This is a genomic window from Spiroplasma endosymbiont of Crioceris asparagi (assembly GCF_964020035.1).
Lineage (GTDB): Bacteria > Bacillota_I > Bacilli_A > Mycoplasmatales > Mycoplasmataceae > TIUS-1.
Genome location: NZ_OZ026475.1, coordinates 250,073 through 276,495, shown reverse-complemented (window position 1 = coordinate 276,495; position 26,423 = coordinate 250,073). Strand labels below are relative to the sequence as shown.

The window sequence follows — 26,423 nt, the reverse complement described above, 5'->3', positions numbered from 1 at the left end:
AACTATTACATGGAGTAATAAATGAGGAAAATTTTAAGCTTACTAGGAACATTAGTTGTTTCATCAACAACAACATTAACTTTAATTTCTTGTAATCATAATAATAAAAATAATAATGAAAAAGATGATCAATCTAGTACTAAAGAACTTATTGATCAATATGTTGCTTTAATTAAAAGAGATTTACAACAAGCTTATCCACCTCTTGTTCTATTTGACGAAAAATTTAATGAAATTAAACATAAATATGAAGTTACCGATGATTACAAAGAATATTTGAAACCACGCGTAAAAAGTCTTAATGGAAAAATCAATAAAGCAGATAACACTGCAGTTGATTTAATATTTAAGTTTAATAATCCCTACAATTATGAGGGCAATGATACATATACAACAACATTGACAAAATGTGTTAATAATAAAGACCCCAATGATCCCCTTTATGACTTCCCTCCTTTATCTTGAAATGGTGATAAAATCACGATTTCAGATGTTGCAATGTTTATTCTTCAACACTTTGATGCAGAAGCACAAAAAGATGCCGTAAACGAAGAAAAACGTTTTATTGATAATTTCACAAACGCATTAAACATGAATAATCTTTCAGTTAAAAAAGACCATTTTGTCTTCGATTTAGCATTTAAAGTTGCTGGTCATCAAGAAGCAATTAACTATTCTTATGATAATCAAGTTACACAAAAAGATAATAATCAAGAATATAATATTGGTGATTTTAGTTTAGTAGATGTCAATGTTTGACATTATAAAAAAACCAGTGGAAGAAATTTATTTTTTCAATCAAGAATAAATTTTACAGTTATCAATGAAAATAAAAAAATGCATAATTAATGCATTTTTATTTTGACTATTTTATTTTTTAAGTTATTAATCATAAAATTTTCTTGGAAAGGAACTTTTATATGAAAAAAACATTAATAACTCTTAGCCTGGGATTTGTAATATTTACAAGTTCTCCACTATTGGTAAGTTGCCAAAAAAGTAAAATCCCCAATTATCAATTAGGAACTTTAAAAGTATTAAAAAAATATCAAACTGGAATGTCTATTAATTTAGTTAGTAACCTATTATTACAAATAATTATTGGTAGTAAAAATCATCAAAAATTTTTAAATAATGAAGCACAAAGATTTTTTTATAATCTCGAAGCAAATATTAAAAAAGCTTATGATAAAACCTTTGATCATGTGCATTTAAAGATTGATTTTATATATGAAATTGCTCATCAAACACTTACTTATTCATATGATAAAACAACTCATCATGATAATTTACCTATGTCATCAACAACGATGTATGCTTTAGAAAAATTTCAAACAGTTAAAATAAATTTTTGTTATATTAATGATCAACACTTGTTAACTGAACTAGATTATTTTTACAAAACTAATGTGTGATTTAAATTAACAACCAAATAAAAAAATGTATCATATGATACATTTTTGTTATTTTGATAATTATAAAGTTTTTGCTTTAATTGCACCTTCAATTACAAAAGTATCATTACCTGTAAGTTTATAACCAGTTTTTAATTTGATAGTTACTTTTACATTAGTTGGTTTATCATCAACTTTTCCTACTAATGTATCCACACCATCAATTTTTTTAGCAACATCATCTAATGCTTTGTTAACAGCGGCTAAGTCAGCTAAGTCTTTGATTTTTTTAACATCGGCATTATTTTTAATGTCATCTGCTTTAACTTCTTTATCTGCTGCTTTAATAGCACCTTCAATTACAAAAGTATCAGCACCTGTAAGTTTGTAACCAGTTTTTAATTTGATAGTTACTTTTACATTAGTTGGTTTATCATCAACTTTTCCTACTAATGTATCCACACCTTCAATTTTTTTAGCAATATCATCTAGTGCTTTGTTAACAGCGGCTAAGTCAGCTAAGTCTTTGATTTTTTTAACATCGGCATTATTTTTAATGTCATCTGCTTTAACTTCTTTATCTGCTGCTTTAATAGCACCCTCAATTACAAAAGTATCATCACCTGTAAGTTTGTAACCAGTTTTTAATTTGATAGTTACTTTTACATTAGTTGGTTTGTCATCAACTTTTCCTACTAATGTATCTACACCTTCAATTTTTTTAGCAACATCATCTAATGCTTTGTTAACAGCGGCTAAGTCAGCTAAGTCTTTGATTTTTTTAACATCAGCATTATTTTTAATGTCATCTGCTTTAACTTCTTTATCTGCTGCTTTAATTGCACCTTCAATTACAAAAGTATCATCACCTGTAAGTTTGTAACCAGTTTTTAATTTAATAGTTACTTTTACATTAGTTGGTTTGTCATCAACTTTTCCTACTAATGTATCTACACCTTCAATTTTTTTAGCAACATCATCTAGTGCTTTGTTAACAGCGGCTAAGTCAGCTAAGTCTTTGATTTTTTTAACATCAGCATTATTTTTAATGTCATCTGCTTTAACTTCTTTATCTGCTGCTTTAATTGCACCTTCAATTACAAAAGTATCATTACCTGTAAGTTTGTAACCAGTTTTTAATTTAATAGTCACTTTTACATTAGTTGGTTTGTCATCAACTTTTCCTACTAATGTATCCACACCTTCAATTTTTTTAGCAATATCATCTAATGCTTTGTTAACAGCGGCTAAGTCGGCTAAGTCTTTGATTTTTTTAACATCAGCATTATTTTTAATGTCATCTGCTTTAACTTCTTTATCTGCTGCTTTAATTGCACCTTCAATTACAAAAGTATCATCACCTTTAAGTTTGTAACCAGTTTTTAATTTGATAGTTACTTTTACATTAGTTGGTTTGTCATCAACTTTTCCTACTAATGTATCCACACCATCAATTTTTTTAGCAATATCATCTAGTGCTTTGTTAACAGCGGCTAAGTCAGCTAAGTCTTTGATTTTTTTAACATCGGCATTATTTTTAATGTCATCTGCTTTAACTTCTTTATCTGCTGCTTTAATTGCACCCTCAATTACAAAAGTATCATCACCTGTAAGTTTGTAACCAGTTTTTAATTTAATAGTTACTTTTACATTAGTTGGTTTGTCATCAACTTTTCCTACTAATGTATCCACACCATCAATTTTTTTAGCAACATCATCTAGTGCTTTGTTAACAGCGGCTAAGTCAGCTAAGTCTTTGATTTTTTTAACATCAGCATTATTTTTAATGTCATCTGCTTTAACTTCTTTATCTTCTTTATCTTTAGTAAATTTTGTAATAGTTACTTTTACTTCACCTTTAAACTTATCTTCGCTCGCTTTTTTAACAAATACTGTAATTGATCCATCAGCATCTTTTGTATTAGCTTTAAATTCTTTAGTATCTAAATCTTCTTTTGCTAATTTTTTAAGATTATCATCAGTTGATGCAGCTTTAATAACGGCAGCAATTGCTTGTGGTTTAGCTTCATCTTCAGTAAGTGCAGTTTTCCCACCACCAATTGCTTTTGGATGCAATTTAGAAATATCTTTAATTCTATTCGCATCTGTTACATCAATATCACAAGAATCATCTTTTTTTACTTGTTTTTCATTTACTTTAAAATCTTGTAGTGCTTTAACAGTAATTGATTTAATGTTTGTTAACTTATCATCATCTGATAAGTTTTTACTAATAGATGATTTCGGATTAAATGTGACTGAATAATCTTTATCGAGTGTAGCCCCCATTAATTTTGATGCTATTTGATCTTTAACATCTTTTTTGGTTTGACTATCATTTATTTTAAGGTCACTTAATAATATTTTTAATGTTATAGTGTTATCTTTTTTGTCTTTATCTCCACATGACACAACTGTAATACCAGCTGCGGCAACTAGACCTAAAGAACCTAATAATCCTATTAATTTCTTCATTTATTTCTCTTTTCTTTATTTTGTTTTATTCTTTATTTTTTATTATTGTTTTTAAATTTTAATATTCTAATAGATCAGTGTTTCTACTATTAGTGTGCATAAAAAAAAAAAAAAAAGCAAGCAAAAATGCCTCCTTATTTGAGAAAAATAGAATTATGTTTTTATAAAAAATAACAAAAAAAATGTATCATAAGATACATTTGTTTTATTTTGATATTATTTTAATAATTATAAAGTTTTGGGTGCTTTAGTAACTATAACAGCAATAGTTTTTGTTGCATTAGCATTGCTAGCTGTAATTGTTATATTTGTTGTTCCTTCAGCCATTCCTGTAATAACAATTGTTCCATCTTGAGTTGGTGGTACAACTGTTGCAATTGCTTCATTTTCGGAAGCAACAACTACATTTTGTAAATCTGGAAAGTTTGTAATTGTTATTGTGGCAGTTTTTTTGATAACGGTTGTTGCTTTATCATTATCAACTGCAATGTCTTTGTTAGCTGGTGGTTTTGGTTGGCTATCTTTAATTGCTCCAATAATTTTAAATGTATTAACACCATCAATTGTATAACCATTAGCTGCTTCAATAGTTACTACAACATCAGTTGGTTTAGCATCAAGAACAGCAGTTAATGATTTAACACCATCAATGTTTGGAATTGCGGCTGTTAATGCTGCATTAACAGCATCTAAATTTTCTAAACCTTTAATAGCTTTAATAGCATTATTTTGTGAAATTGCATCAGCTGTTATTTTTTTAACTTCTGGTGTAGGTTTATTTTCTTTGATTGCTCCAATAATTTTAAATGTATTAACACCATCAATTGTATAACCATTAGCTGCTTCAATAGTTACTACAACATCAGTTGGTTTAGCATCAAGAACAGCAGTTAATGATTTAACACCATCAATGTTTGGAATTGCGGCTGTTAATGCTGCATTAACAGCATCTAAATTTTCTAAACCTTTAATAGCTTTAATAGCATTATTTTGTGAAATTGCATCAGCTGTTATTTTTTTAACTTCTGGTGTAGGTTTATTTTCTTTGATTGCTCCAATAATTTTAAATGTATTAACACCATCAATTGTATAACCATTAGCTGCTTCAATAGTTACTACAACATCAGTTGGTTTAGCATCAAGAACAGCAGTTAATGATTTAACACCATCAATGTTTGGAATTGCGGCTGTTAATGCTGCATTAACAGCATCTAAATTTTCTAAACCTTTAATAGCTTTAATAGCATTATTTTGTGAAATTGCATCAGCTGTTATTTTTTTAACTTCTGGTGTAGGTTTATTTTCTTTGATTGCTCCAATAATTTTAAATGTATTAACACCATCAACTGTATAACCATCAGCTGCTTCAATAGTTACTACAACATCGGTTGGTTTAGCATCAAGAACAGCAGTTAATGATTTAACACCATCAATGTTTGGAATTGCGGCTGTTAATGCTGCATTAACAGCATCTAAATTTTCTAAACCTTTAATAGCTTTAATAGCGTTATTTTGTGAAATTGCATCAGCTGTTATTTTTTTATCTTCTTGTTTTTTGATTGCTCCTATAAGTTCAAATGTTTTATCACCAGAAATTCAGTAATCACCTTTTGTTTCAATAGCCACAACAACATCAGTTTGTGAATCTTGTTTAAGTACTGCTGTTAATGAAGATAATTTATCTTTATAATCATTTGAATCAACAACAGCTTTTAATTTACCATTAACATCATCAATGCCTGCTGAATCTTTGATTTTTGTAACGGCTTCAACTGCTTTAATTTCAGCAGCTGTAACTTTTTTTGTTGAATCTAAAATTGTAATGTTAAAAGTTTCGTCTTTTTTAACTGATGCTAATCTTTCTTTACCATCTTGACCACCCATAACATCGAAGTCTGATTTTGCTGTAACAGTAACTACATCTCCTACTGCTAAAACATCTTTGTCAGCATCTGCTTCTGCTTTATGATTTGATGTAACATCAATATTATCTTTATTAGCATCGCCTACTATTTCAATAATTTCTTTTTTTACATCTGATAATTTTGATGTTTCATCAAATTTAACATTGCTTAGCAATTTTGCTAATCCATTTTCGTCTTTGTCTTTGTCTTTATTTCCACATGACACAACTGTAACACCAGCTGCGGCAACTAGACCTAAAGATCCTAACAATCCTATTAATTTTTTCATATTTTTCCCCTTTTTAATATATTTAAAATCTTTTAAAATCTTTTTTTGCGAGTTATTTTTAAATCACTCTTTAATGATTATAACCTACTAAACAAAAAAAAAAAAAAAAGGCTTTTTTTTTAAATATTTATATAAAAAATAAGTTACAAATATCTTTTTTAATTATGCAACTATAAATTATAATAATACTAGGAGAAAAAAAGATGAAAAAACTGTTAACACTTTTAGGTTCATTAGGTTTGGTGGCAACAACAGGAGTTACCACCATTGCTTGTGGCGACAAAAAAGATGAAGGAATAACAAAAACTATTAATTTAGGAGAAATAACTTTAAATAAAGACGATTTCCCAGATGAAAATATTTTATTAACTAATTTATTTAAAGCAAAATTTGCAGACTTGTTTGCTCCATCAAATAATGAAAATACTAATGACCAAGATAATAAAAAAATTGAAGATCATAAAACTGAAATTAACAATGCTATAAAAGAAGCTTTTCAAAAAAATAATCTTGCATATGATAATAATTGAAACAAATTAATAAATTTTGATGCGGCATTTATGGTAAGTGGAAAAAATGTTCCCATTAAAATCAAACCTAATGGAGAAATTATAGATGATACAAATACATATAAATATGATGCTATTACTAAACTTATAACTAACTTTAAAATCAAAGATACAAATAAACAAATATTACATATTGAATTTAACTTTACATTAAAGAAAGCAAAATAATTAAAAAACCACCCGCGGGTGTTTTTTTAATTATTTATTAATTGGTAGGCTTCATCAAGTTCAACTTGTAGTTGAGGATTCTCTGCCATTCTTTTTTTATAAATTGGTAAGTATCTTACTTTATATCAAATTATTCCAAAAGTGATTGCCAAGATTACATAAATTATTTCTAATGATGCTGAGATAATTTTACCAACTCAATTATGTGTATGATAACGAGCAGCATCAACTATTTCTGTAATTAGGTTTCTAAAAAATTCTTCGAATTGGAAAATTAAAAATATTAATGCAAATATTCAAATAATTTTTTCGAATAAATTGGTTTTCATTTTTTTAGTAAATGTTAAATGCAAGGTTGTATAAATAACTGCAATATAAATCATAATCATGATTAAAGCGGTTTCACCTGTAATATCAGAGAAATTAAAGATCGGATCTGTAGAACCAATACATCCTTGAATAATGTCAGGAATTATTAATCACACTGCCGCAAATGATGTAGTTAATATCAAGTTAAGTAATGACGCTCTAAAGGGAATCCCATATTCATTAACTTCTTGATATTTAGGGTTAATCATTCCCTCTTTAGCAAATGGTTCTAAAATGGTTCCTGAATACAATGAGTTTTGCACAGCAGAATTCATTTTTAAAGATAAAGTACATACTAACATTATGATCGCCCCTAATCACTTAAGATATTTAGCATTATTGTTAATTAGAGAAAATGCTTCAATATTAGGATTTGATCCATATTTAATAAATGTTCCTAAAAATAATATTGTCATTGAAACATAAAATAGTGTTACTAAAAACATAATTCACATAATCGCTTTTCCAATATTCTTTTCTGGGTTCTCAACATTTTTTCCCATTGTTGAAAATGTTTCAAAACCCATAAAGAAGAAGAATCCAGAAGTAAAGGCTGTTGAAAATGATGACACTGATATTTTTGAATTATGAGCAACATTATTACCAAATTGGCTATCATGTATAAATAAATAAACTAAAACAATTACTAATAAAAAAGTTGATCCTCATTTAATGTAACCAGACATATTTAAAAATTTCTTAATGGCTCTCATACTGAAGAAAATTGTACATGAAGCTAAAGCATAAACAATGATTCCCACAATATCTCAAACTAAGAAAGATCATGCCCCAAAGATTTGTTGTGTGTTAAACACTGATCCGGTATCTACAAAGTTAATGCGAATCATTGACACAATTTGTGAAGTAACAATCATCGGCATTGTTGTATATTGTAAGAAAGAAATCATTCATCCAGCAAACTTTCCAAAAGAAGTTCGGACATAAATATAGGCTGCCCCATTTTCTCCTTTATGAATATGTGACATTCTAGAAAATGCTCATGCACAAGTGGCAGCAATTAAACCTTCAATTAAAAAGATTCAAATCATGTGTGCCCCAAGTCCTAGACCTTCACCATTAGAATTAATCATAAATGTTGCAAAAGCAGCAGTAAATGATATTCCACATGTATAGTTAAAACCAATTCAAATCATTTCTGATAAATTGAACTTATTCTTTTGATTATTCTTCATAAACGTTCCTTTAAATAATAGTTATAATTTTAAAATTATATCATTTTTGGGTTAGTAAACAAAAATTATTTATGGGAGTTATTCCACTCATCGTGAATTTGATTTAATTTCTCAATTGACTCAGCGTGTTTGACACGATACAAATAACTTTCTTTATTTTGTTTTTGGGCTTTAGTATAAACGTGAAATTGTGCTTCTGATTTAAAGATGAAAAATATATATAACATTCCTACCATTAAAATAATATACACAATTGATACAAGATATGGAATTCATAATTGTCCTGCAAATCCAAAACTTACTGCTGGTAAGTTAGAAGTAGTGATGTTGGCTGGCATAATCATATCAGTGGCATTAATTCACCCTGCTTGCATTATGTTGATTGCATAACGTTGGGGGAATAAATATAAAAATGCATTTAATCCTTTATGTTGCATTATTAAATCATATGGGAACGCACAACCCATTAAGTTAAAGACAACAACATATAAGACAATTACAATTCCTTGAGCTAGTTGGGTATACTTTATCCCCATTCAAAAGAAAATTATATACAACGTTAAAACACAAGTAATTCATAGTAATAATGATCCAGATAAATACATCAATCAATTAGTAGAATGAACGGTAATTTGTGATTGAAAAATTATTGGCACCGACATTAAAATTGCTGAATTAATAAAGTTAAAAATAAATGAAAATAAACAAACAGCAATAAAGTTGGTATATATTGATGTTGGTAAATACATAATACGTTTATCAATTGATGTAAATTTATATCTAAATAACACACGATATAAATTTGATACCGTATTTCTTGTAATACTTACAGCCACGATTGAAGGAATAACAAACACGTTATCTGGTTTAAAAATTAATCACATCACCAAAATTAAGTACATCACAAAAAGTCCCACAAAAATGTTTCATGGCATTCTAAAAAATGTTTTTGTATGTAGTCAAACTAATTTTCTTAATACATAAAAATTACTATGACGATTAAAATACTTATCTTGTTGTTCTTTGACCATTTTATCCTTGACTCTCTTTAATACGTTTTAACTCTTCAATTGTTGTTGCTCTTTCTAATAAATAAATTTTATTTGCTGATTCTTTTGAAACACGTGCATATTTTTCATAGTTATTAGTTCTTTCGATTTTATATTTACTTTTAATAATTCATCTTAATAACAACATAGCAAATAAAAATAATAACGCTGTTACTACAAATGGAATTCAATTATGACCCCAATAACCAATTCCAATATCACCAATTTCATCACGGGTTTGTTGTTTCATATTATCAAAACCAAAGTGCCCTTGTCACCCTGCTTGCATAATTGACAATGGATATTTTTGGGGAAAGATATAACTTATTCACAACATTATTTTACTATTTTGATTAATTAAACTCCCATAAGGAATCCCTAATCCTAAAAAATATGTTGATGCGTAATAAAAGGCATTAGTTACAATCAATACCATATCAAAACGTTTAACAGCAAATGCTACATAAATTCCAAACAAGTTGCAAATACATGCCAATAATAAATACCCACCAATAAATATTAATCAATTAACAGACGCTAACTCATCTCGTTGGCTGACATAACACATTGCAAATAAAAATAATAATAAACTTACAATCATGTTAAACATTTGGTTATAAGCAACCATACAAATAATTAAGAATTTTTTAGAAATGTTTGTTGCAAATGTTCTACGAAAAAAGTTTTTAATTTTAAACTCGTGCATAATACGGGCCATATTTAAAAAACAATTAATGATTGTACTAATCCCGATCGCTGATGACAAAATGAAGGGATCATATTGTAAAAATAATTCCATGTTTTTATTAGAATCATTTTTATCGACAATTACCTTAAATGTTAATCATGTAAATAACAAAATGATTGTGACAAAAAGTCCAGTAAAAACACTAATCATGTTGCGAAGATTGTTTTTTCACTGGAATTTCATCATATCTTTAAAAATATCTCATTTATTATTAAGCATTGGAATTTCCTTTATGTAATTTTTTTAATTTTGTTCATAATTTTTTGTTTTTCTTCTTTAATATATTTACGTTTTAGTTTTTTTAGTTTACGTTTTTCACGTAATGACGTTTTATTATCAGAAGAATAACGATGAATTAACGCGGTTTCATTAAAGATTTGAATTAACTCATGTTTACAGAATGTAATTACATCTTTAATTTCTTCTAAAAAAGCAATTGATTCATTTAAATATAAATTGGTTGGATCAAGTTTTTTAACTGGTTTAATAAATTTATCAATTGAATTCACTAATTCTTTAATTTCTTTTTTAGTAAACTTTAAGCTATTAATTGAAATTAATGAGAACGCTAATTTTTCAATTGATTTTCTTGTTGTACTCAAATTAATTTGAATTAATTTAATATCGTTAAAAAGTTTCATTTGTTCAATTTCTTCATCACTATGTTTTTTACATAATTCATTGAAGGCTTTATCAAAGACTTTTTCATACATTTCAAATTTACTTAAAATCGCATCCAAGACAGGGTCTTGGTTTTTTAATTTTAAATCTTTCTTTTTAATGTCTGCATAAACCTTTAATGAATAATCAGTTAATGAAGTTCCTGATTCTTTAATTTTAATCGCTGAATCTTCTCTAAAAATTTGCCCATGATGCATAGTGATTACACGATTACATAATGCATCAAACATTGCATCAGATGGTGAAGTTAAAATAATTGTTGCATTATTTTCTTCACGATATTTTTTTAAGAAATCTAGAATCCCAATTCTAATATCTACCCAAATAGTAGTTGTAATTGGATTTAAGATTAATAATTTTGGTTTATGCATAAAGGCAAGGAACATTGAAAACACTTCTAATCAGTTTTGATCGCTTTGATTTAAATACTCTTTTAAATGAGATTTAATTCGAAATACTTCATATAGCTGTGAAATTCATGCTTCATCTTTGATTCCATAAATATCTCGATAAAACTTAATAACTTCTTGCACTCTAAAACCATCAGGTCAAATATTTTTACGAAAGTGGTATCCTACATTAGATAAGATGTCAGGTGTATCAAAAAAGTATTCCACACTTCCTGCTGTTGGTTTAATTTCATCACCAATAACTCTTCCTAAAATATTTTTACCTGAGTTATTTGGACCAACTAAAGCAATGACATCTCCTTCATAAACATTAAGATTAATTCCTCTCAATGTCATAGTTCTTCCATTGTGAATTTTCAAAATATTATTTAATTGAACAACGATCTTTTTTTCCATTAATTTACCTGATTTTCTTGTAAGAATTGTTTAACTGCATCAACATATTGTTGAGTGACATCAAAAATTGCTTTAATGTGACCAACTTTTGTGAATAAAACAATATTATCCTTTCCTAAAACTTTAACACTTTTTCGCTCTTTTATAAATTTTTCACTATCTTTATATGAAGTAATTTTGTCATCTTTTGAGTGAAGATAAAGAATTGGGAAAGAAGTCACATTATTTAAATTAAAATTACTTAAATTTAACATTTCAGTATTAATCATATATCTGTTTTTTACTCAAACTAACATATTATCAATTATTTTACGACTAACCTTCAAATGATGACCAAATGTTTCTGTTAATCTTGAAATTGCTGGTGATAAATTAGCAAATGTTGAATCAGAAATACCAAACTTAATATTATATTCTTGAAACACTGGTTCATTGTTTAAAGCAAAAGCATTTAAAGCATAAGCTCCCATACTAAAACCAATTAGTCCAACAGTTGTGGGATGAAACTCTTTTCGTAAATATTTAAGTGCTGTTAATAAATCTTCTTGTTCTTTCACGCCAAAAGTCACAAAGTCTTCACTACTCATCCCCTGATTTCTAAAATCAAATGCAAAAATATTGTATCCCATTGCTTTAAAAAAACTTGCAGCAGTTGCAGCAACTTCTTTTTTAGAACTAAAACCATGAAGTGAAATAATTCACTTATCTGTTTTAATTGGATTAATTCAATACATTCCTGCAAGCTCGATATCATCTGAAGTAAACAATTCAATTTGTTGCCATTCATGATATTCACCAAGATCTAATAGTCGGGTTTTATCAACATCATGAATATTAACAATTCTTTTAAGTGATTTAAAATGTTTTAATTGGCATTCCACTGAATTATCACGTTTAGTTATTATTTTTGAATTTAACACAGCTCATACTGAATTTAATAAAAACTCATTCATTTTTTGACCCCTTCTATTAATATAATTAATTATATCTTAATGTTTATTTTAAAATAAAAAACCACTATTGTGGTTTATTATTCTTTTTTTTATCTTCAAATTCTTGTAATCATTTTTGAAGATCACTTTTATTTGGTAACTTATTCAAAATTGTTCAATTTCTATGTTGATATTGACTTGTTCCATATTTAGCAGTTGAATATTCAAATGGTCGCACATATGAAATTTTTACTAATGCTGGTAAAAATTGGTCATCAATTGGCAAGGTAATACATGAAGAATATAATGCATAGGCTTCAATTTGAGCAAAGGCTTTATATCTAGCTTGAATATCAGCAATTTTTGAAGCAAGGTAAACTAATTGACTATATTTTAAATTTTGATTTACATATTTAGTAATATTTGCTTTTCAAGTATTATTATCACTTGCATAGTTATCATTTATTGTTTTATTAAATGCACCTTTAATTTCATCATAACTTAATAAATCTTCACGATCATCAATACTATTTTTTGAGAAATCTCATGTTCCTTGAGCATTTCATTTTTTATCATATATTTTTTGAAGGACTGGTAATTTATGACTATCAAGGATTCTTGCAATCCCATAATATGTATTCATATCTCCAGTTGCTCCAAAGACTGCATATGTTAAAGGGTCAGCATAATCTGGTGATCATCCTGTAATTAATAAATCATAACTACCACTAGATCTCTTATTCATGAAATCAGATTGATCTTTTGATTCATTAATATCAATTTTTAAAGGTACATTTTCTCTAGCAGCAACTTTATTAAACATTCTAATACTATTTGTAACACTCATATTTAAAGCATATTTTTGTGATACATTTAACAATAATTTTAACTCTAATGGATTAGATGTTGTCGCAGAAGGATCAATATTTTTAACTTCATCAATAATATCTTGAGTATAATCATTTGATATTTTGTTAGATTTTTTTGCTCTTTCTTCAATATATTTTTTTCCATCCTCTTTTTGGAAAAAATTATGTCCTTGTTCTAGATTATTTTTTAAAGATTCTATATTTGAAACTGAATTATCTTTTTTAGCTTCTGTTGCAACTTCATCTTTCATATAATCAGAATAATCTTTTTCACCATCATTGATGAAATTTGAAGCAGTTCAAAAATTAATTCCAGCTGCTGAGTCTGCCCCTTTAGCATCAAATTTTGAAGAGTAGTATTTAGCACTATAATCTCTATTAAATCTTGTTGTGAAATATGAACGAATTAATGATGAAGATAATAATTCTGCTTTTTCTTTTTTATTACCATTACCATTTGTATCAGTGTTGATTGGGTTAAAGAATATTCCAAATGATGAAGATTGTACTGGTTCTTGGCTAAAGACAGCTTCGAATTTCGGATTTTTATAATCACTACCAACGTATTTATTTCATCCCCCACCATCAGTCACACTTAATGAATCTTCAGTTAAATCACCAGCTTCAAAGGAAACTCTTAAATCAGATGGTGTAACATTAGCTTTATAAAATTTTTGAATATGTTTTATTTTAATGTCTTCCGCATTTACATAATGTTCATTTTTCTTAAATGATAAATTATTGTTTGGAGAATAATTAGTTAAAGTATAAGCACCAGTATATAAAGTTGCTGAGAATTCTCCGGGTAATCCATAATTTAAAATATATTTTTCATCAATTGCTTTCTTTGGCATTGGTGCAAAAATTACATAACTCATAATACCTTCAAAGAATGGCGTAGTGATTCCATCGGGATTAATAAATCTTACATAACTAGCACCATCAATATTAGAACCAGGAGTGGCAGTATTTATATTAACTCCGCCAGCATCAGTTCCATTAATTTTTCCATAAACAATTCCAAGATCAAATGTTTGTTCTCCACTATCATCAGTAAATTTTAATTTACCATCAAATGAATCTTTACCTTTTGTTGCGACTTCATAAGCTTGTTTAATTCTTTCTCAGTTTTCTGTAACAATTTTATCTTTATCTTTTTCTTCTGCACCAACGCTATTTTTCTTTTTAACTCCTGACACATCATGAGTAGCCACATAATCTTTAAGTTCACTAAATCCATCAATAAAGTTTGCAAAAAATGAAGAAATATCACTATCAACATTAGGATTTAAAACATATAAGAAAATATTGACAAAATCTTTTCCAGAAATTTGTCCATTATTGTCAACAAGTTTATCATCAGTAACATAATTACCATCATTATCAACTCATTTAGCATTAGGATCAATTGCATATGTTCATGATTCTTTTTTATTTGCAGCATCTTTTCCAAGTTGTCTAAATCCAACTTTTTGTTCAACTTTGTTCGCATTTGCAGTTAGGTAAACATTTTTAAGTGCAAGATCTGTTTTTGAATTTCCCAATTCATCAACTCCAACTAATGGTGATTGAAGATCAGCTAATTGTTCAAAATCACTAGCTTGCATTGTTTTACCAGAAGACAATGAAATTGGATTAAATTGAAAATAACCTTTGTATTCGTCAGTTGAAACTCTTCGCGCCATTAAAGCACTAAAAGAAATTCCAGTTGAACTTATTAAAAATTTTATTCCAATAGCTCCAGCAATTACTGCAGCTAATCCAACAATTAATTTTTTCATTACTCTCCTTTTTTGGTAGAACTATCCATTAATGAATTGATAATTTCTCTTTGTTCTCTTAAGTTTGCATAAACAAAGTGATTGTTAATAATTTGCTTAAAGTTTGGGAAATCAACTAAATAATCATAGTGTTCTTTTTCTTCATCATAAACAAAGTTGTTTTTAATATTTTGTGCTTTTGGATCTGGTTCAGGAATTGCAGATAACAATGCTTTTGTATATGGGTGCATTGGTCGATTAAACAATTCTTCTGAATCTGCCATTTCCACAATTATTCCACGATAGATAACTGCAATTCTTGTAGAAATATGTCTTACAATTGACAAGTCATGAGCAACAAAGATAAAAGTCAATCCCATTTCTTCTTGAAATTTTTTAAACATATTTAAGACTTGCGCACGAATTGACACATCAAGTGCTGATATTGGTTCATCAGCCACAATTAATTTTGGTTTCATTACCATTGCTCTGGCAATTCCCACCCTTTGACGTTGACCACCAGAAAATTCATGAGGATATCTTGACATATGTTCGGGTAACATTCCCACTTCTTTCAACATGTTTAAGGTGATGAATTGTTTAACTTTTTTATCATCAACTTGTTGTAAAGTAATTGGTTCTTGATTTGGTTTAAGGTCTTTATTGTATTGGTCAACATACAACTGACGAGTTTCATCATTTTTATAAATTTCGGGGAAATTCTCTAATCCCTCACCAATAATTTGTTCAATTGGCATACGATCATTTAATGAAGAAGCTGGGTCTTGGAACACCATTTGCATAATTTTTTTATTATTTCTAACACCCTTTTTATTTAAAGGAATTAATGTTTTTAAATTTTTTAAGACTTGATCAAGTGATGGCATTTCTAAAAAATCCAGCAGTTGTTGATAATCTTTAATTTCTTCGCTAGTTAAATCCAAAGTTTTGCGTTCCACTTTGTATCATAAGTTAATTATATCTCTATCTACCATAATATTCTTGCGAACAATTTTTCAGGCAAATTCACATTGTCTTTGTAATTCTTTAAATGATGCATCAAAAGCTAATTTTGGTTTTAATACTTCTTCATGATAATGTTTAACTTTACGTTCCAAATCGCTTTCTTTAAATGAAGCAACTAAAGCATCTAATTTAGCAATGTTAATTGGTTTATCACTTGCTAATGATTTTTCAAATTGTCTTACATAAGTTATTAGAGCTCTAAAATTTACTGTCTCATTTGTGTAAAGATTTTTTAATTCTTCACAAACCTCATCATAGGTTGCTTGGTTAAAATAATCATCACGCGCATCTGTGGCTTCATATTCTTGTTTATATTTCATTAATGAACTATACATTTTGTCACGAGGAACATTAATTAAAGCGTTGTATTTTTCAATATAACTTTTACGTTTAGAATGTGGTGCTGAAAGTGCCATATTTTGTTCTTGAGAATCAATCGCTTTTTGAAAAAAGTCTTCTAAGACTAATTGTTCTTGAATAATAATTTCAATTAATTTAAAAATCTTTTTCAATGCTGGTTCTAACTCAAGTTGTTTGCTAGCATATTGTTTTCTCACTTCAATAATGTTTTCAATTTTTTTGAAAATATTATTAGCTACGGATTTAGTGTCACGCACAATAATATGTGTATTACGTAATTTCAAACGAATTGATTCATACATTTCAGGAGTTAAATCCTTAGCTTGTTTATCAATATAATCAAGGAAACGAATAGTTTTTTGTTGCATTCTAATAATGTCTAATAAACTTTTTAGAATTCCTTCTTGTCAGTAATAGATTTTTTTAAATGTCACATTAGCAGTTTTTGTAGAAGCATATTTTATTTTATGTAATTCTGCTTCTGTTAAGGGACGAGTTTCTTTAGTTTTAACATTAAAACTTAAGTGTTTAATATATTTAAAATAATCGACTTTAACTTCATTGATGTAGTTGTTTAACAATCTTGAAGTAATGTGTGAATTAATCACCATTTGTTTTAAATGATGATGAATTTTTTTATTTAGTTTATGTAAGTGTAAAGGACTTCCAAAAACAAGTTGATCTTCAAAGAAAACAGCACCACTTTTAATTGGTTGAATTCCCATAATGGCACGACCAATTGTTGTTTTACCAGAACCTGATTCTCCAACAATCGCAAAAATTTCACCCTTTTGGATGTCTAGGTTGGCACCTTTGATGGCTTCAAATTTTTTACCTTTATTTCTGAATTCAATTACCATATTTCTAACTGAAATTAGTGGTTTTTTATTTTCCATGTTTTCACCTTATTTTTTTAGTTTCTCTAATTGTTTTGGTTTTTCTACTTTGGGAGATTTCTCATGCAATAATCATGTTTTTGCATAATGAGTATCTGTAACTTTGAACATTGGTGGTTCATATAGATAATCAATTTTTAATGCATATGGATTTCGTGGTGCAAATGCATCCCCTTTAATTTTTTTAAATAAACTTGGAGGGGTTCCAGCAATTGAATATAAATCTTCACCCTTTTTACCAAGTTGAGGAAGTGATGATAATAGTGCTCAAGTATATGGGTGTTGGGGATCATAAAATATTTCATCTACTTTTCCATATTCAACAATTTGTCCACTATACATAACTGCAACTCTATCAGCAATATTTGCAACAACTCCAAGGTCATGTGTAATAAAGATAGTTGTAAAGTTGTATTCTTTTTGTAAGTCTTTAATTAGATTTAAAATTTGTGCTTGAATAGTTACGTCAAGTGCAGTTGTCGGTTCATCACATAATAAGATTTTAGGTTTACATGCAAGGGCAATCGCAATTACAACCCTTTGACGCATTCCTCCAGAATATTTTCCGGGAATATCATGATAACGTTTCTCAGCATTAGGAATTCCTACTTTTTTTAGAATTTCAATAGTTTCTTTTCTTGCTTCTGATTTAGACATTTTTGAATGTTTTCGTAAAACTTCAGAAATTTGAAATCCGACACTTAATAATGGGTTTAAAGATGTCATTGGATCTTGAAAGATTGTGGCAATAGTTGCTCCACGCAAATTAGAAATATCTTTTTTAACAGCTTGTCTTTTCATAAAGTCAGACATTTTGAAAAATTTTGCTTTATAAACGAATAAACGATATTGATCTTCATCAAATGTTTCTCCATTAACAATGACATTTTTGTAAATTCCTTTAATAATTCTTTCAACTTGGGTTAGATTAGTTTTGTTATTAAAGTATTCTTCTAATTTAACTTTAAGTTCTGAATCAAATGGAACGCTCTCCTTGAACATTTTTTTAATGCCTTCAATAACTTCTGCTAAAAACACCCTTTCTCTTCGTGGTGCGCTTATAAAGAATGATAACTGAGATTTATAATCTTCAATCTCTTCATCAATTGCTTGGATTTCTTTTGCTTTAGCTTCAACATCTTTTGCTAGGTTTAAAATATTAGTTAGTTCTTTAATTTTAAATTCATATCTTTGAATTTTAACTGACGCTCTATCTGATTTTTTTCCAAACCCTAAATTAGGTTTTAATAAATCAATTTTTGCTTGTAAATCTTTAATCTCTTGATTGGTTGCGGTTTCATCTAAATTATTAATTTGTTTTTTAAAATCTTCTAATTCTTTTATAAATGATTTAGTTTTTTTAATAATTCATTTTTTAAAATCACGATCTAATAAATTATGATGAAAATCTGTTAAATCAGTTGTATAAGAAATTTTTGCGTTTTCAGTTTCGGGAGGATAATAAATAATTGAACCATTAGCAATTCATCCATTTGATTCCAACATATTAGTAAAGGTTTTTGTAAACACTGATTTACCAGAACCTGATTCACCCACAATGGCAACAGTTTCTCCTTCATATACATCAAAGTTGATATTTCTAATCGCAGTTAAAATTTTAGATCTTACTCTAAATTTAACGACTAAATTTTCAACTGATAGTATTTTTTTCATATGTCCCTTTCTTAAAATTAACGGTGGTTTTTTGGATCTAATGAGTCAGCCAAAGTTTTGGCAACTAAGAAGAATAGTGCTGAAATGACAGCAATCATAATTAATGGGAATAACAATCATCACACATTTTCTTCTCAGTTATTATTTGCTAATGCTAAGTTTAATATTTTTCCTAATGATGTTCTGTGATAATCATCTGATTTAATAAATGAAAATCCAAAGTAGTTTAATGTTGAATCAATTGCAATTGCATCAGGTATTGAAAATGATGCGGTTTGAATAACAACTGGTAAAATTTTTGGAAAAATATTACGAGATAAAATTTTTCTTCCTGGAGTTCCTAATGTTTGGGAAGCGACATTGTACTCGGAATTTTTAACCATAATTACTTGCACCCTAATTGTCTGTGAAATTGGAATTCATGCGGTTAACGAAACTGCAAACACAACCACAAAGATTGAATTGTTAAATTGTTCACCTAACGAACTAAACATAAAGATAATTATCAATCATAAAACTAGTGTTGGAATTAATGTCAAAAATCTTGTCAACTCAATAAAAGCAATATCTAATTTTTTGTTATAACCTCATATTGAACCAACGATGATTCCGACAGTAATTTGAATAACAGCAATAATAAAGGCAAATATTAAAGTTTCTCTTGTTCCAATTCAAATAGTTGTTCAATAATCTTCATTAAATTTACCTAAACCAAATCAATGATGTCATGATGGTGCTAAGCTTTCACCTTCAAAAATATGTTTGGTATCATCTGGATCGGGTCATCACATTTTACCAATTGGCACAAAGATGGCAAGTAAAAGAATTACCGCAAGTATGGCAAATGAAATTATGAATGTATTAGATGTGAATAAAATTCTTAAAACCGATTTTCAATAGCTATATGGTTTTGAATAAATTTGTTCATTTTCTTTTTTATCTATTCCTACAACTTCAAATAAAGATGGACTTAGATTATCAATATCAATTTTATGATTTAACTCAAAATTACTCATACTGTTTTCCTTTCATATAATTTTATACTATTTTGTTAATTTTACTCTTGGGTCCATTAATGCCATGATTAAGTCGGCAATTAATGAAGAGATAATTCCTGCTAAGGCAGCAATTGTAACATAACCCATAACTAAGAAGGTTTCACGCATTGCCACTCCCCCAACAATGTATTGACTCATCCCATCAACTGATCATTGTTGTTCTGTAAAGATTGAAGAACCAAATAATGTGGCAATTAGAAATACTGGGATATCTCGAATAACTCGAATTCCGGCATTTCTAAAAATGTGAATAAAGAACACTCTTGATTGTGACATCCCTTTTGACATAGCAAACTTAGTATATTCAGATGACATTTCATCAACTACATACCTTCTTGTTTGCACAATAACTTGGGGAATATACATTAATACAATTACAAATACTGGCACAATAAACGTCATGATCTTATCGGGAGAATATATTGTTGAAATATTAAATAATTTTACAGAGAACAAGAACACAAACATTACAATGATTAGTGGTGGCACTGCAATTAGGAATGCTGAGAATCCGTTAATAATACCATCAACTGATTTATCTTTAAATTTGGCCGCTAATATTCCAATTGGAATTCCAATTAAATACGTAGCAGCAATCGCAACAAATCCAAATTTAAATGAAGTAGGAATTGCTTTTTTAAATAATCCTCAAACATCTTGTTGGAATGGGGTTCCAAATTTAGAACTAAATACTAAACCAAAATATACTAATTGGTGAGTTTCGTGTTGTTCACCTTTTGCATCAATTAAATAAATAGTTTTTTCAAAGATTGGCAAAATATTATAAAAGTAACGCAGAATTTGTTGAATTGTTGGTCCTGTTAATCCCACACTTTCTTTACGTTTATTTAGAAGTTTCATGTAGGCATCATTACCTGGTTTAATCTCACTTTTGTCAAAGTTAATATCAGACATAAATGCACTATCAGGAGTAACCATTTTTAATAATACAAACAAAATTGCTAATGCTAAAAATAACGTTACAAAGGCAGCACAAATTCTTTTTAGTGAATACCCAACTAATGGTCGTTTTTGATTAAATTCATTAAATCCGTAATTTACATTAATAAAGAATTTTTTTATCTTTGATAATAGTTCACCTTTCTTGCTTAAACTTGAGTTAATTTCAATCCCCATAATATGGTTTTCAAAAGAGGTGTTATTTTCATCATGTAAATTAGAACGGATATCTTTATTAAAATCCTGGTTCATAATTTCCTCATTTTCCTTTAATTATAATTTCAAAACTAAATAATAATTTTTATGTTTCTAATTTGTCTTAGCAGTGGAAGTTGTATTGTATGTGCCAATAACAAAATAAAACGGTCTTAGTAACGCTTGTTGATTCATAGATTGCGTAGTTTGCTTAAATGTTTTAATCATTATTCATCTTCCTTCAATAAAAATTATTTAAATTTAACCAATAATATTTAATGATATTATTAAGTTAAACAAAACATATTTATAATTTTACAATAAAAAGGAAAAAATGGGAAATAAAATGAAAAATTCAAATAATGATTTGGAAAAAAATAAAGCCTTAGATATCATTTTAAAAAGTGAAACTCCTGATAATATTACAACTTATAAAAGTGCAAAAAAAATCCGTGTTATTGATTTAATCGCAGTTGTCGTTATTAGTTTGGGTTGTATAGGTATAGCTTTTGGGATTTCAGCAATTTTTAAAAATAAAGTTTTATTTGAAGAACTTACCCTACTATTTGGTTTATTATCTTTAGGTTTATGGTTTATTGTGGGTTATTTAACTAATCGTGAAAATGCCCAAATGTATAATGATCATCGAAGACGTTACAATTGAGCAATTAATGAAAGTAATGGTGAAAAAAAACGTTTACGTAAAAAACTAATTTTAATTGCCCTATTATTAGTAATTGCCGCATTGATCATTTATTTTACATATTAAAAAAACTGGCATGACCAGTTTTTTATTTATTTAATATCAAATACATATATTGATTTAGTAACTTTATGATATGCCCCATCTAAGGCAAACATTGCTCCTAACATAAAATCAATTACACGAGTTTTTTCTTCTTTACTTAAACTATCAAAATTCACACTTACACTTTTAAACTTTTTTAATGTGTGCACAATTTGTTTTACTTCACTATAAGCTTCTGGTTTAAAATGTGTTAATCTGCTGGTATCAAATGTATTATTTTCATCCATATTATCAGTTCTTTCTTAAGAATGTGGGAAAGTCTTCATCTTCTTCATCATCATCATGATCTTCATTAGATTCTTGATTAGTAAATTGCGCTATTGTATTAGTATCGACATGCTTAACATCTAATGATTTGGGAATATCATCATCGTCATCATCATATTCATAGTCTTCACCAGTATCTTGAATATCTATAATGGGATTTTCTAAAGTTGCAGTATTTTGGAGACGTGCATCAAATGCTTCTTGTAATGTTGGCCCTTGCTTAATAGGTTCTTGTGCTCTTGGCAAAATTTTTTCCGCATTGATGTTTGCTTCTAATGTTTTTACTAAGCGAGATTCAACTTCTAGTTTCACTTGTTTTCTAGCTAATTGATATTCTTCATCATCTCCTGTTGCAATCACAGTAACGATAATTTCATCACCTAAACTTTCATTAATTGAAATTCCAAAAATAATATTAATATCTTCTCCAGAAGCTTGTTGAATAATGTCAACTGCATCATATGCATCATTTAAAGAAACGGTTGGACCACCTGTCACATTAATAATTGCATCTTTAGTTCCTCTAATTGTAGTTTCTAAAAGTGAAGAATTAATTGCTTTGTTAGCAGCTTCAATCGCTTTATCTGGACCAGTTCCTAAACCAATACCAAATAAGGCATTCCCTTTTTCTTTCATAATAGTTTTCACATCAGCAAAGTCTAAGTTAATAACTGCAGGAATTGCAATTAAATCTGTAATTGTTTGAACACCTTGTTTTAAAATATTATCAGCTTCTTTAAAAGAATCTTTAATTGGTAAGTTTCCAATGATTTCTAATAAACGATCATTAGAAATTGTAATTATTGAATCAATATATTTACGTAACTCAATTAGACCATTAATTGCATAAGAATTACGCATTTTACCTTCAAATCTAAATGGTTTTGTAACAATGGCAACAACTAGTGCTCCTGTCTCCATAGCAATTCTTGCAATTTCGGGAGCAGCACCAGTTCCAGTACCACCACCCATTCCAGCAGCAACAAAAATTAAATCAGCGCCAACTAATGCTTGCCTTATTTCAGATTCTGATTCTAAAGCAGCAAGTCTACCAATTTCGGGATTAGCACCTGCCCCTAAACCTTTAGAAATTTTTTCACCAATAGTAATTTTTTTAGAACAATTTGATTGAGCCAAAACTTGTGCATCTGTGTTAGCAACAATAAATTCGACACCTTGTACATTTTCTGCCATCATTCTATTAATAGCGTTGCAACCACCGCCACCAACACCAATCACTTTGATTTTTGCAACTTGATTAAAATTATTGTACATTTAAACTCCTATATTATTAGTTTCCATATGCATTATTATATGTTGTTTCTTTGTTGTTATTTCATGAAAAAAAACTTTTTCTTTTTGGTACCATAATTGGCGCTTCTTTATTGATAGTTTCAACACTGGTTTTAAAGTTAACTTTTGTTTTATTAATTTTGTGTAAGTTTTTAACTGCACCAGCTAGTGTGATTGTTCACATTTCTTTTGCCCCAAATATTCTTGAAAAGTAAATATATGATTGATTTTGTAAATCTGATACTGATAATAAGTTTTCAAAACCAGCAATTTCAGTTGCCTCTCCAGTGTAAAACACTTTAAAACTTTTATTAACATTTTTAAAAAACTTAATTATTTGATTATCAATTTTATAAATTATTTCATTAATTTCTGCTTTAAAAATTTCTTTTAATTGTGCTAATGTTAATTCTAAAGTTTGTTTATTAGCAGTTACATATTTACGATAAATAACTTCATTATTGAATTCATCATTTGAAAAGTTAATAAATGAATTTAAATATTTTTTGCAAACATCTTTTTTACAATTTAGTTTTGAAGCTACTTTATTAATAATGTCATCAACACCAAAATCAATTTGTAAATCTCTAATTAGTACACCTTCTGAATAAAAACCAATGTTTACTTTTTCATTATCTCAATTAACTAAAGCATTAGTTTTTCCAAATTCTTCTTGATTAATAACTTGTTTTGCTAAAGAATAGTTTTCTAACATTGTTGATAGAACTTCTTTGTTTGCTTGTTTAATTACTTCATTGTGAGATTTAATAACTGCATTTTCAATAGTGTATAATTTTGAAACCATTGATAATGAATTAACTAATTCTCCAAGTGGTGCTTTATAACTTTTTGACATTTCATTGATCACATAATAAAGTACTTTATTTTGTACAATTGAACGATTTTCTTCATAATTAGCTTTTTTTGCTTCATTAGCTAATTTGGCAATATCATCACGTGAAACAACACGTCTATCACGTGAATTATCAAAAATAGATGGATTAGCATCTTTAATTTTTAAAGTTTTAGTTGGTAATACAGAAATAATATTTTCTAATTTTTGTTTAAAAGTTGTTTCAAAATTATTGATCATTTTTTTAACACGGTGAGATACTAAATTAACATCTTTTACTTCATCTTTGTCGTTTAATCAACTCATCCCTTTTTGAACTGTGTTTTCTTTATAAATAACTTTTAAACCAAAATTGGGTCTGTATTTTCCCACAATAAATCTGATTTCTTTTTTAGTTATTTGAAGTGCTGCGTATATTTCTGATTTCATGCTTATTCCTTAATTCTTTCTATCGCCCATAATTTGGCTGTTCTAGATCTCTTGTTTGTTTCTTGTTCTGTTAAATTTGGGGTAAATGGTTTTTTCATCACCAACTTAAATTGTTTGTTGTTTTCAATTGTAATTGGTAGTTTATTAATGATTTCGTCTTCTTTAAAAATAGTATATTTTTTAAATATTTTTTTGACAATGTTCTCTTCTAGGGAGTGGAATGTAATTACCACTACTCGACCACCAACGTTTAAAATTTGTAATGCATCTTCTAATGATGTTTCTAATGATGATAATTCATCATTTACATAAATTCGAATTGCTTGAAATACTTTTTTAGCTGGATGTTTTTTAATCATTTCTCGTTTGGGAATTGATGATTTAATAATCTCTACTAATTCAAATGTTGTATCAATTGGTTTTTCTAGTCTTTTTTTTACAATGTTTTTTGCAATTGACTTAGCATACTTTTCTTCACCATATTTAAAAAAAATATTAGTTAATTCTTGTTCTGATAAATTATTGACAACATAATGTCCATCAAGTTTTTGTGTTTGATTCATTCTCATATCAATTCTAGAATTGAAACGATATGAGAATCCTCGATTTTGATCATCAAGTTGTGGTGAAGAAACGCCAAGGTCATATAAAACACCATCAACTTTAAAAACATTTTGCATAGCTAAACATGCTTTTAAATTTTTATAATTTTCATTAAAAATTAAATAATTTTTACTTATTTTATTTAGTAAAATTTCACTTTTTTTAATTGCTTCTGTATCTAAGTCGAAACAAAATAGCTTACCATTAGTTAAACTATTTAATATTTTTTGAGAATGGCCAGCTCGCCCTAGAGTGGCATCCACATATACTCCGCCTTGTTTGATATTTAGTAAGTCTGTTGCTTCATCCAATAAAACAGAAATGTGTTCCATGTTATTGTGCTCCGCCAAATTTTTCGGCAACATCTTCTAATTTTGAACTGTTATCTTTTAGATATTTGCTGTATTTTTCTTTATCTCAAATTTCTAATTTATTTCCTAACCCAAGGATAATAACATTTTTAGTAATACCAACATTTTGTAATAAGTTGTTTGGTACTTTGATACGCCCTACTGAATCAAAGTCAACTTCTGCTGCATTTGCAAAGATTTCTCTCATTAATAAACGTGTAGATGAATTAGTATTCGAACTAGAAAGTATTTCTGTAGATCATTGTTCAAATTTTTCCGGGTGTCTAATTTCTAAACAACCTTCAAATCCTTTTGAAACATATACAAGTTCGCCCAATTTATTTCTTATTTTTGAAGGAATAATTAAACGACCTTTATCATCAATTGAATGTTCAAACGACCCTAATAACATACCACTATCTCCCACTTTCTACCACACTTATTA

21 protein-coding genes are annotated in these 26,423 nt (G+C 28.0%); 4 read left to right on the top strand and 17 right to left on the bottom strand.

The features are described from left to right. The first annotated feature begins 21 nt into the window (after positions 1-21). The gene (locus AACL01_RS01285) at positions 22-849 is read left to right on the top strand and encodes a hypothetical protein (RefSeq protein ID WP_339023116.1); all 828 of its coding nucleotides are present in this window, start codon (positions 22-24) and stop codon (positions 847-849) included. Positions 850-920: 71 nt separating this feature from the next. Further along, the gene (locus tag AACL01_RS01280) at positions 921-1,436 is read left to right on the top strand and encodes a hypothetical protein (protein ID WP_339023115.1); all 516 of its coding nucleotides are present in this window, start codon (positions 921-923) and stop codon (positions 1,434-1,436) included. A gap of 39 nt (positions 1,437-1,475) precedes the next feature. Here the strand turns inward: AACL01_RS01280 and AACL01_RS01275 are convergent, their stop codons facing one another. Beyond that, a complete protein-coding gene (locus tag AACL01_RS01275) occupies positions 1,476-3,869 on the bottom strand; it encodes a lipoprotein (protein ID WP_339023114.1) in 2,394 nt (797 codons plus the stop codon). A gap of 228 nt (positions 3,870-4,097) precedes the next feature. Continuing rightward, positions 4,098-6,062: a lipoprotein gene (locus AACL01_RS01270; RefSeq protein ID WP_339023113.1), complete on the bottom strand. Its 1,965-nt coding sequence runs from the start codon at positions 6,060-6,062 to the stop codon at positions 4,098-4,100. 203 nt (positions 6,063-6,265) lie between these two features. Here AACL01_RS01270 and AACL01_RS01265 point away from each other — a divergent pair, with 203 nt between their 5' ends. After that, the gene (locus AACL01_RS01265) at positions 6,266-6,799 is read left to right on the top strand and encodes a lipoprotein (RefSeq protein ID WP_339023111.1); all 534 of its coding nucleotides are present in this window, start codon (positions 6,266-6,268) and stop codon (positions 6,797-6,799) included. A 26-nt stretch (positions 6,800-6,825) separates the two neighbouring features. Here the strand turns inward: AACL01_RS01265 and AACL01_RS01260 are convergent, their stop codons facing one another. The 10 genes from AACL01_RS01260 to oppB form a co-directional block, all read right to left on the bottom strand. Next, positions 6,826-8,361: an APC family permease gene (locus AACL01_RS01260; RefSeq protein WP_339023110.1), complete on the bottom strand. Its 1,536-nt coding sequence runs from the start codon at positions 8,359-8,361 to the stop codon at positions 6,826-6,828. A gap of 65 nt (positions 8,362-8,426) precedes the next feature. Next, the gene (locus AACL01_RS01255) at positions 8,427-9,392 is read right to left on the bottom strand and encodes a hypothetical protein (protein WP_339023109.1); all 966 of its coding nucleotides are present in this window, start codon (positions 9,390-9,392) and stop codon (positions 8,427-8,429) included. A gap of 1 nt (position 9,393) precedes the next feature. Next, the gene (locus tag AACL01_RS01250; RefSeq protein ID WP_339023108.1) at positions 9,394-10,377 is read right to left on the bottom strand and encodes an ABC transporter permease; all 984 of its coding nucleotides are present in this window, start codon (positions 10,375-10,377) and stop codon (positions 9,394-9,396) included. 11 nt (positions 10,378-10,388) lie between these two features. Next, a complete protein-coding gene (locus AACL01_RS01245; RefSeq protein ID WP_339023106.1) occupies positions 10,389-11,645 on the bottom strand; it encodes an ATP-binding cassette domain-containing protein in 1,257 nt (418 codons plus the stop codon). Then, positions 11,645-12,598 carry an alpha/beta hydrolase gene (locus AACL01_RS01240; protein WP_339023105.1) on the bottom strand — a complete coding sequence of 318 codons (954 nt, stop codon included), beginning with the start codon at positions 12,596-12,598 and terminating at the stop codon, positions 11,645-11,647. Before AACL01_RS01240 ends, AACL01_RS01245 begins: the two co-directional genes overlap by 1 nt. A gap of 64 nt (positions 12,599-12,662) precedes the next feature. Next, positions 12,663-15,227: a hypothetical protein gene (locus AACL01_RS01235; protein ID WP_339023104.1), complete on the bottom strand. Its 2,565-nt coding sequence runs from the start codon at positions 15,225-15,227 to the stop codon at positions 12,663-12,665. After that, complete coding sequence (locus tag AACL01_RS01230; protein ID WP_339023102.1) at positions 15,227-17,488, bottom strand: ATP-binding cassette domain-containing protein; 2,262 nt, start codon at positions 17,486-17,488, stop codon at positions 15,227-15,229. The genes AACL01_RS01235 and AACL01_RS01230 overlap by 1 nt, the downstream gene beginning before the upstream one ends. A 9-nt stretch (positions 17,489-17,497) precedes the next feature. After that, positions 17,498-19,162 (bottom strand): oligopeptide ABC transporter ATP-binding protein OppD, encoded by a 1,665-nt coding sequence (oppD, locus tag AACL01_RS01225; RefSeq protein ID WP_339023101.1) that lies wholly within the window; start codon positions 19,160-19,162, stop codon positions 17,498-17,500. Positions 19,163-19,179: 17 nt separating this feature from the next. Then, positions 19,180-20,178, bottom strand: coding sequence for an oligopeptide ABC transporter permease OppC (gene oppC / locus AACL01_RS01220; protein ID WP_339023100.1), 999 nt, complete (start codon positions 20,176-20,178; stop codon positions 19,180-19,182). Between the two features lie 27 nt (positions 20,179-20,205). Beyond that, on the bottom strand, positions 20,206-21,432 hold the full coding sequence (oppB, locus tag AACL01_RS01215; RefSeq protein WP_339023099.1) for an oligopeptide ABC transporter permease OppB: 1,227 nt from the start codon (positions 21,430-21,432) through the stop codon (positions 20,206-20,208). Positions 21,433-21,721: 289 nt separating this feature from the next. Here oppB and AACL01_RS01210 point away from each other — a divergent pair, with 289 nt between their 5' ends. Continuing rightward, a complete protein-coding gene (locus AACL01_RS01210; RefSeq protein WP_339023097.1) occupies positions 21,722-22,144 on the top strand; it encodes a hypothetical protein in 423 nt (140 codons plus the stop codon). Between the two features lie 26 nt (positions 22,145-22,170). Here AACL01_RS01210 and sepF read toward each other — a convergent pair whose 3' ends face one another. Genes sepF through mraZ form a run of 5 tightly spaced genes read right to left on the bottom strand, consistent with a single transcriptional unit; the run spans position 22,171 to position 26,405 of the window. Beyond that, positions 22,171-22,410 (bottom strand): cell division protein SepF, encoded by a 240-nt coding sequence (gene sepF / locus AACL01_RS01205; protein ID WP_339023096.1) that lies wholly within the window; start codon positions 22,408-22,410, stop codon positions 22,171-22,173. A gap of 1 nt (position 22,411) precedes the next feature. Then, on the bottom strand, positions 22,412-23,725 hold the full coding sequence (ftsZ, locus tag AACL01_RS01200) for a cell division protein FtsZ (protein ID WP_339023094.1): 1,314 nt from the start codon (positions 23,723-23,725) through the stop codon (positions 22,412-22,414). Between the two features lie 16 nt (positions 23,726-23,741). Then, on the bottom strand, positions 23,742-25,025 hold the full coding sequence (locus tag AACL01_RS01195; RefSeq protein WP_339023093.1) for a hypothetical protein: 1,284 nt from the start codon (positions 25,023-25,025) through the stop codon (positions 23,742-23,744). 2 nt (positions 25,026-25,027) lie between these two features. Further along, positions 25,028-25,960, bottom strand: a complete 933-nt coding sequence (rsmH, locus tag AACL01_RS01190; RefSeq protein WP_339023092.1) for a 16S rRNA (cytosine(1402)-N(4))-methyltransferase RsmH — start codon at positions 25,958-25,960, stop codon at positions 25,028-25,030. 1 nt (position 25,961) lies between these two features. Further along, the gene (gene mraZ, locus AACL01_RS01185; protein ID WP_339023090.1) at positions 25,962-26,405 is read right to left on the bottom strand and encodes a division/cell wall cluster transcriptional repressor MraZ; all 444 of its coding nucleotides are present in this window, start codon (positions 26,403-26,405) and stop codon (positions 25,962-25,964) included. Positions 26,406-26,423: the final 18 nt, after the last annotated feature.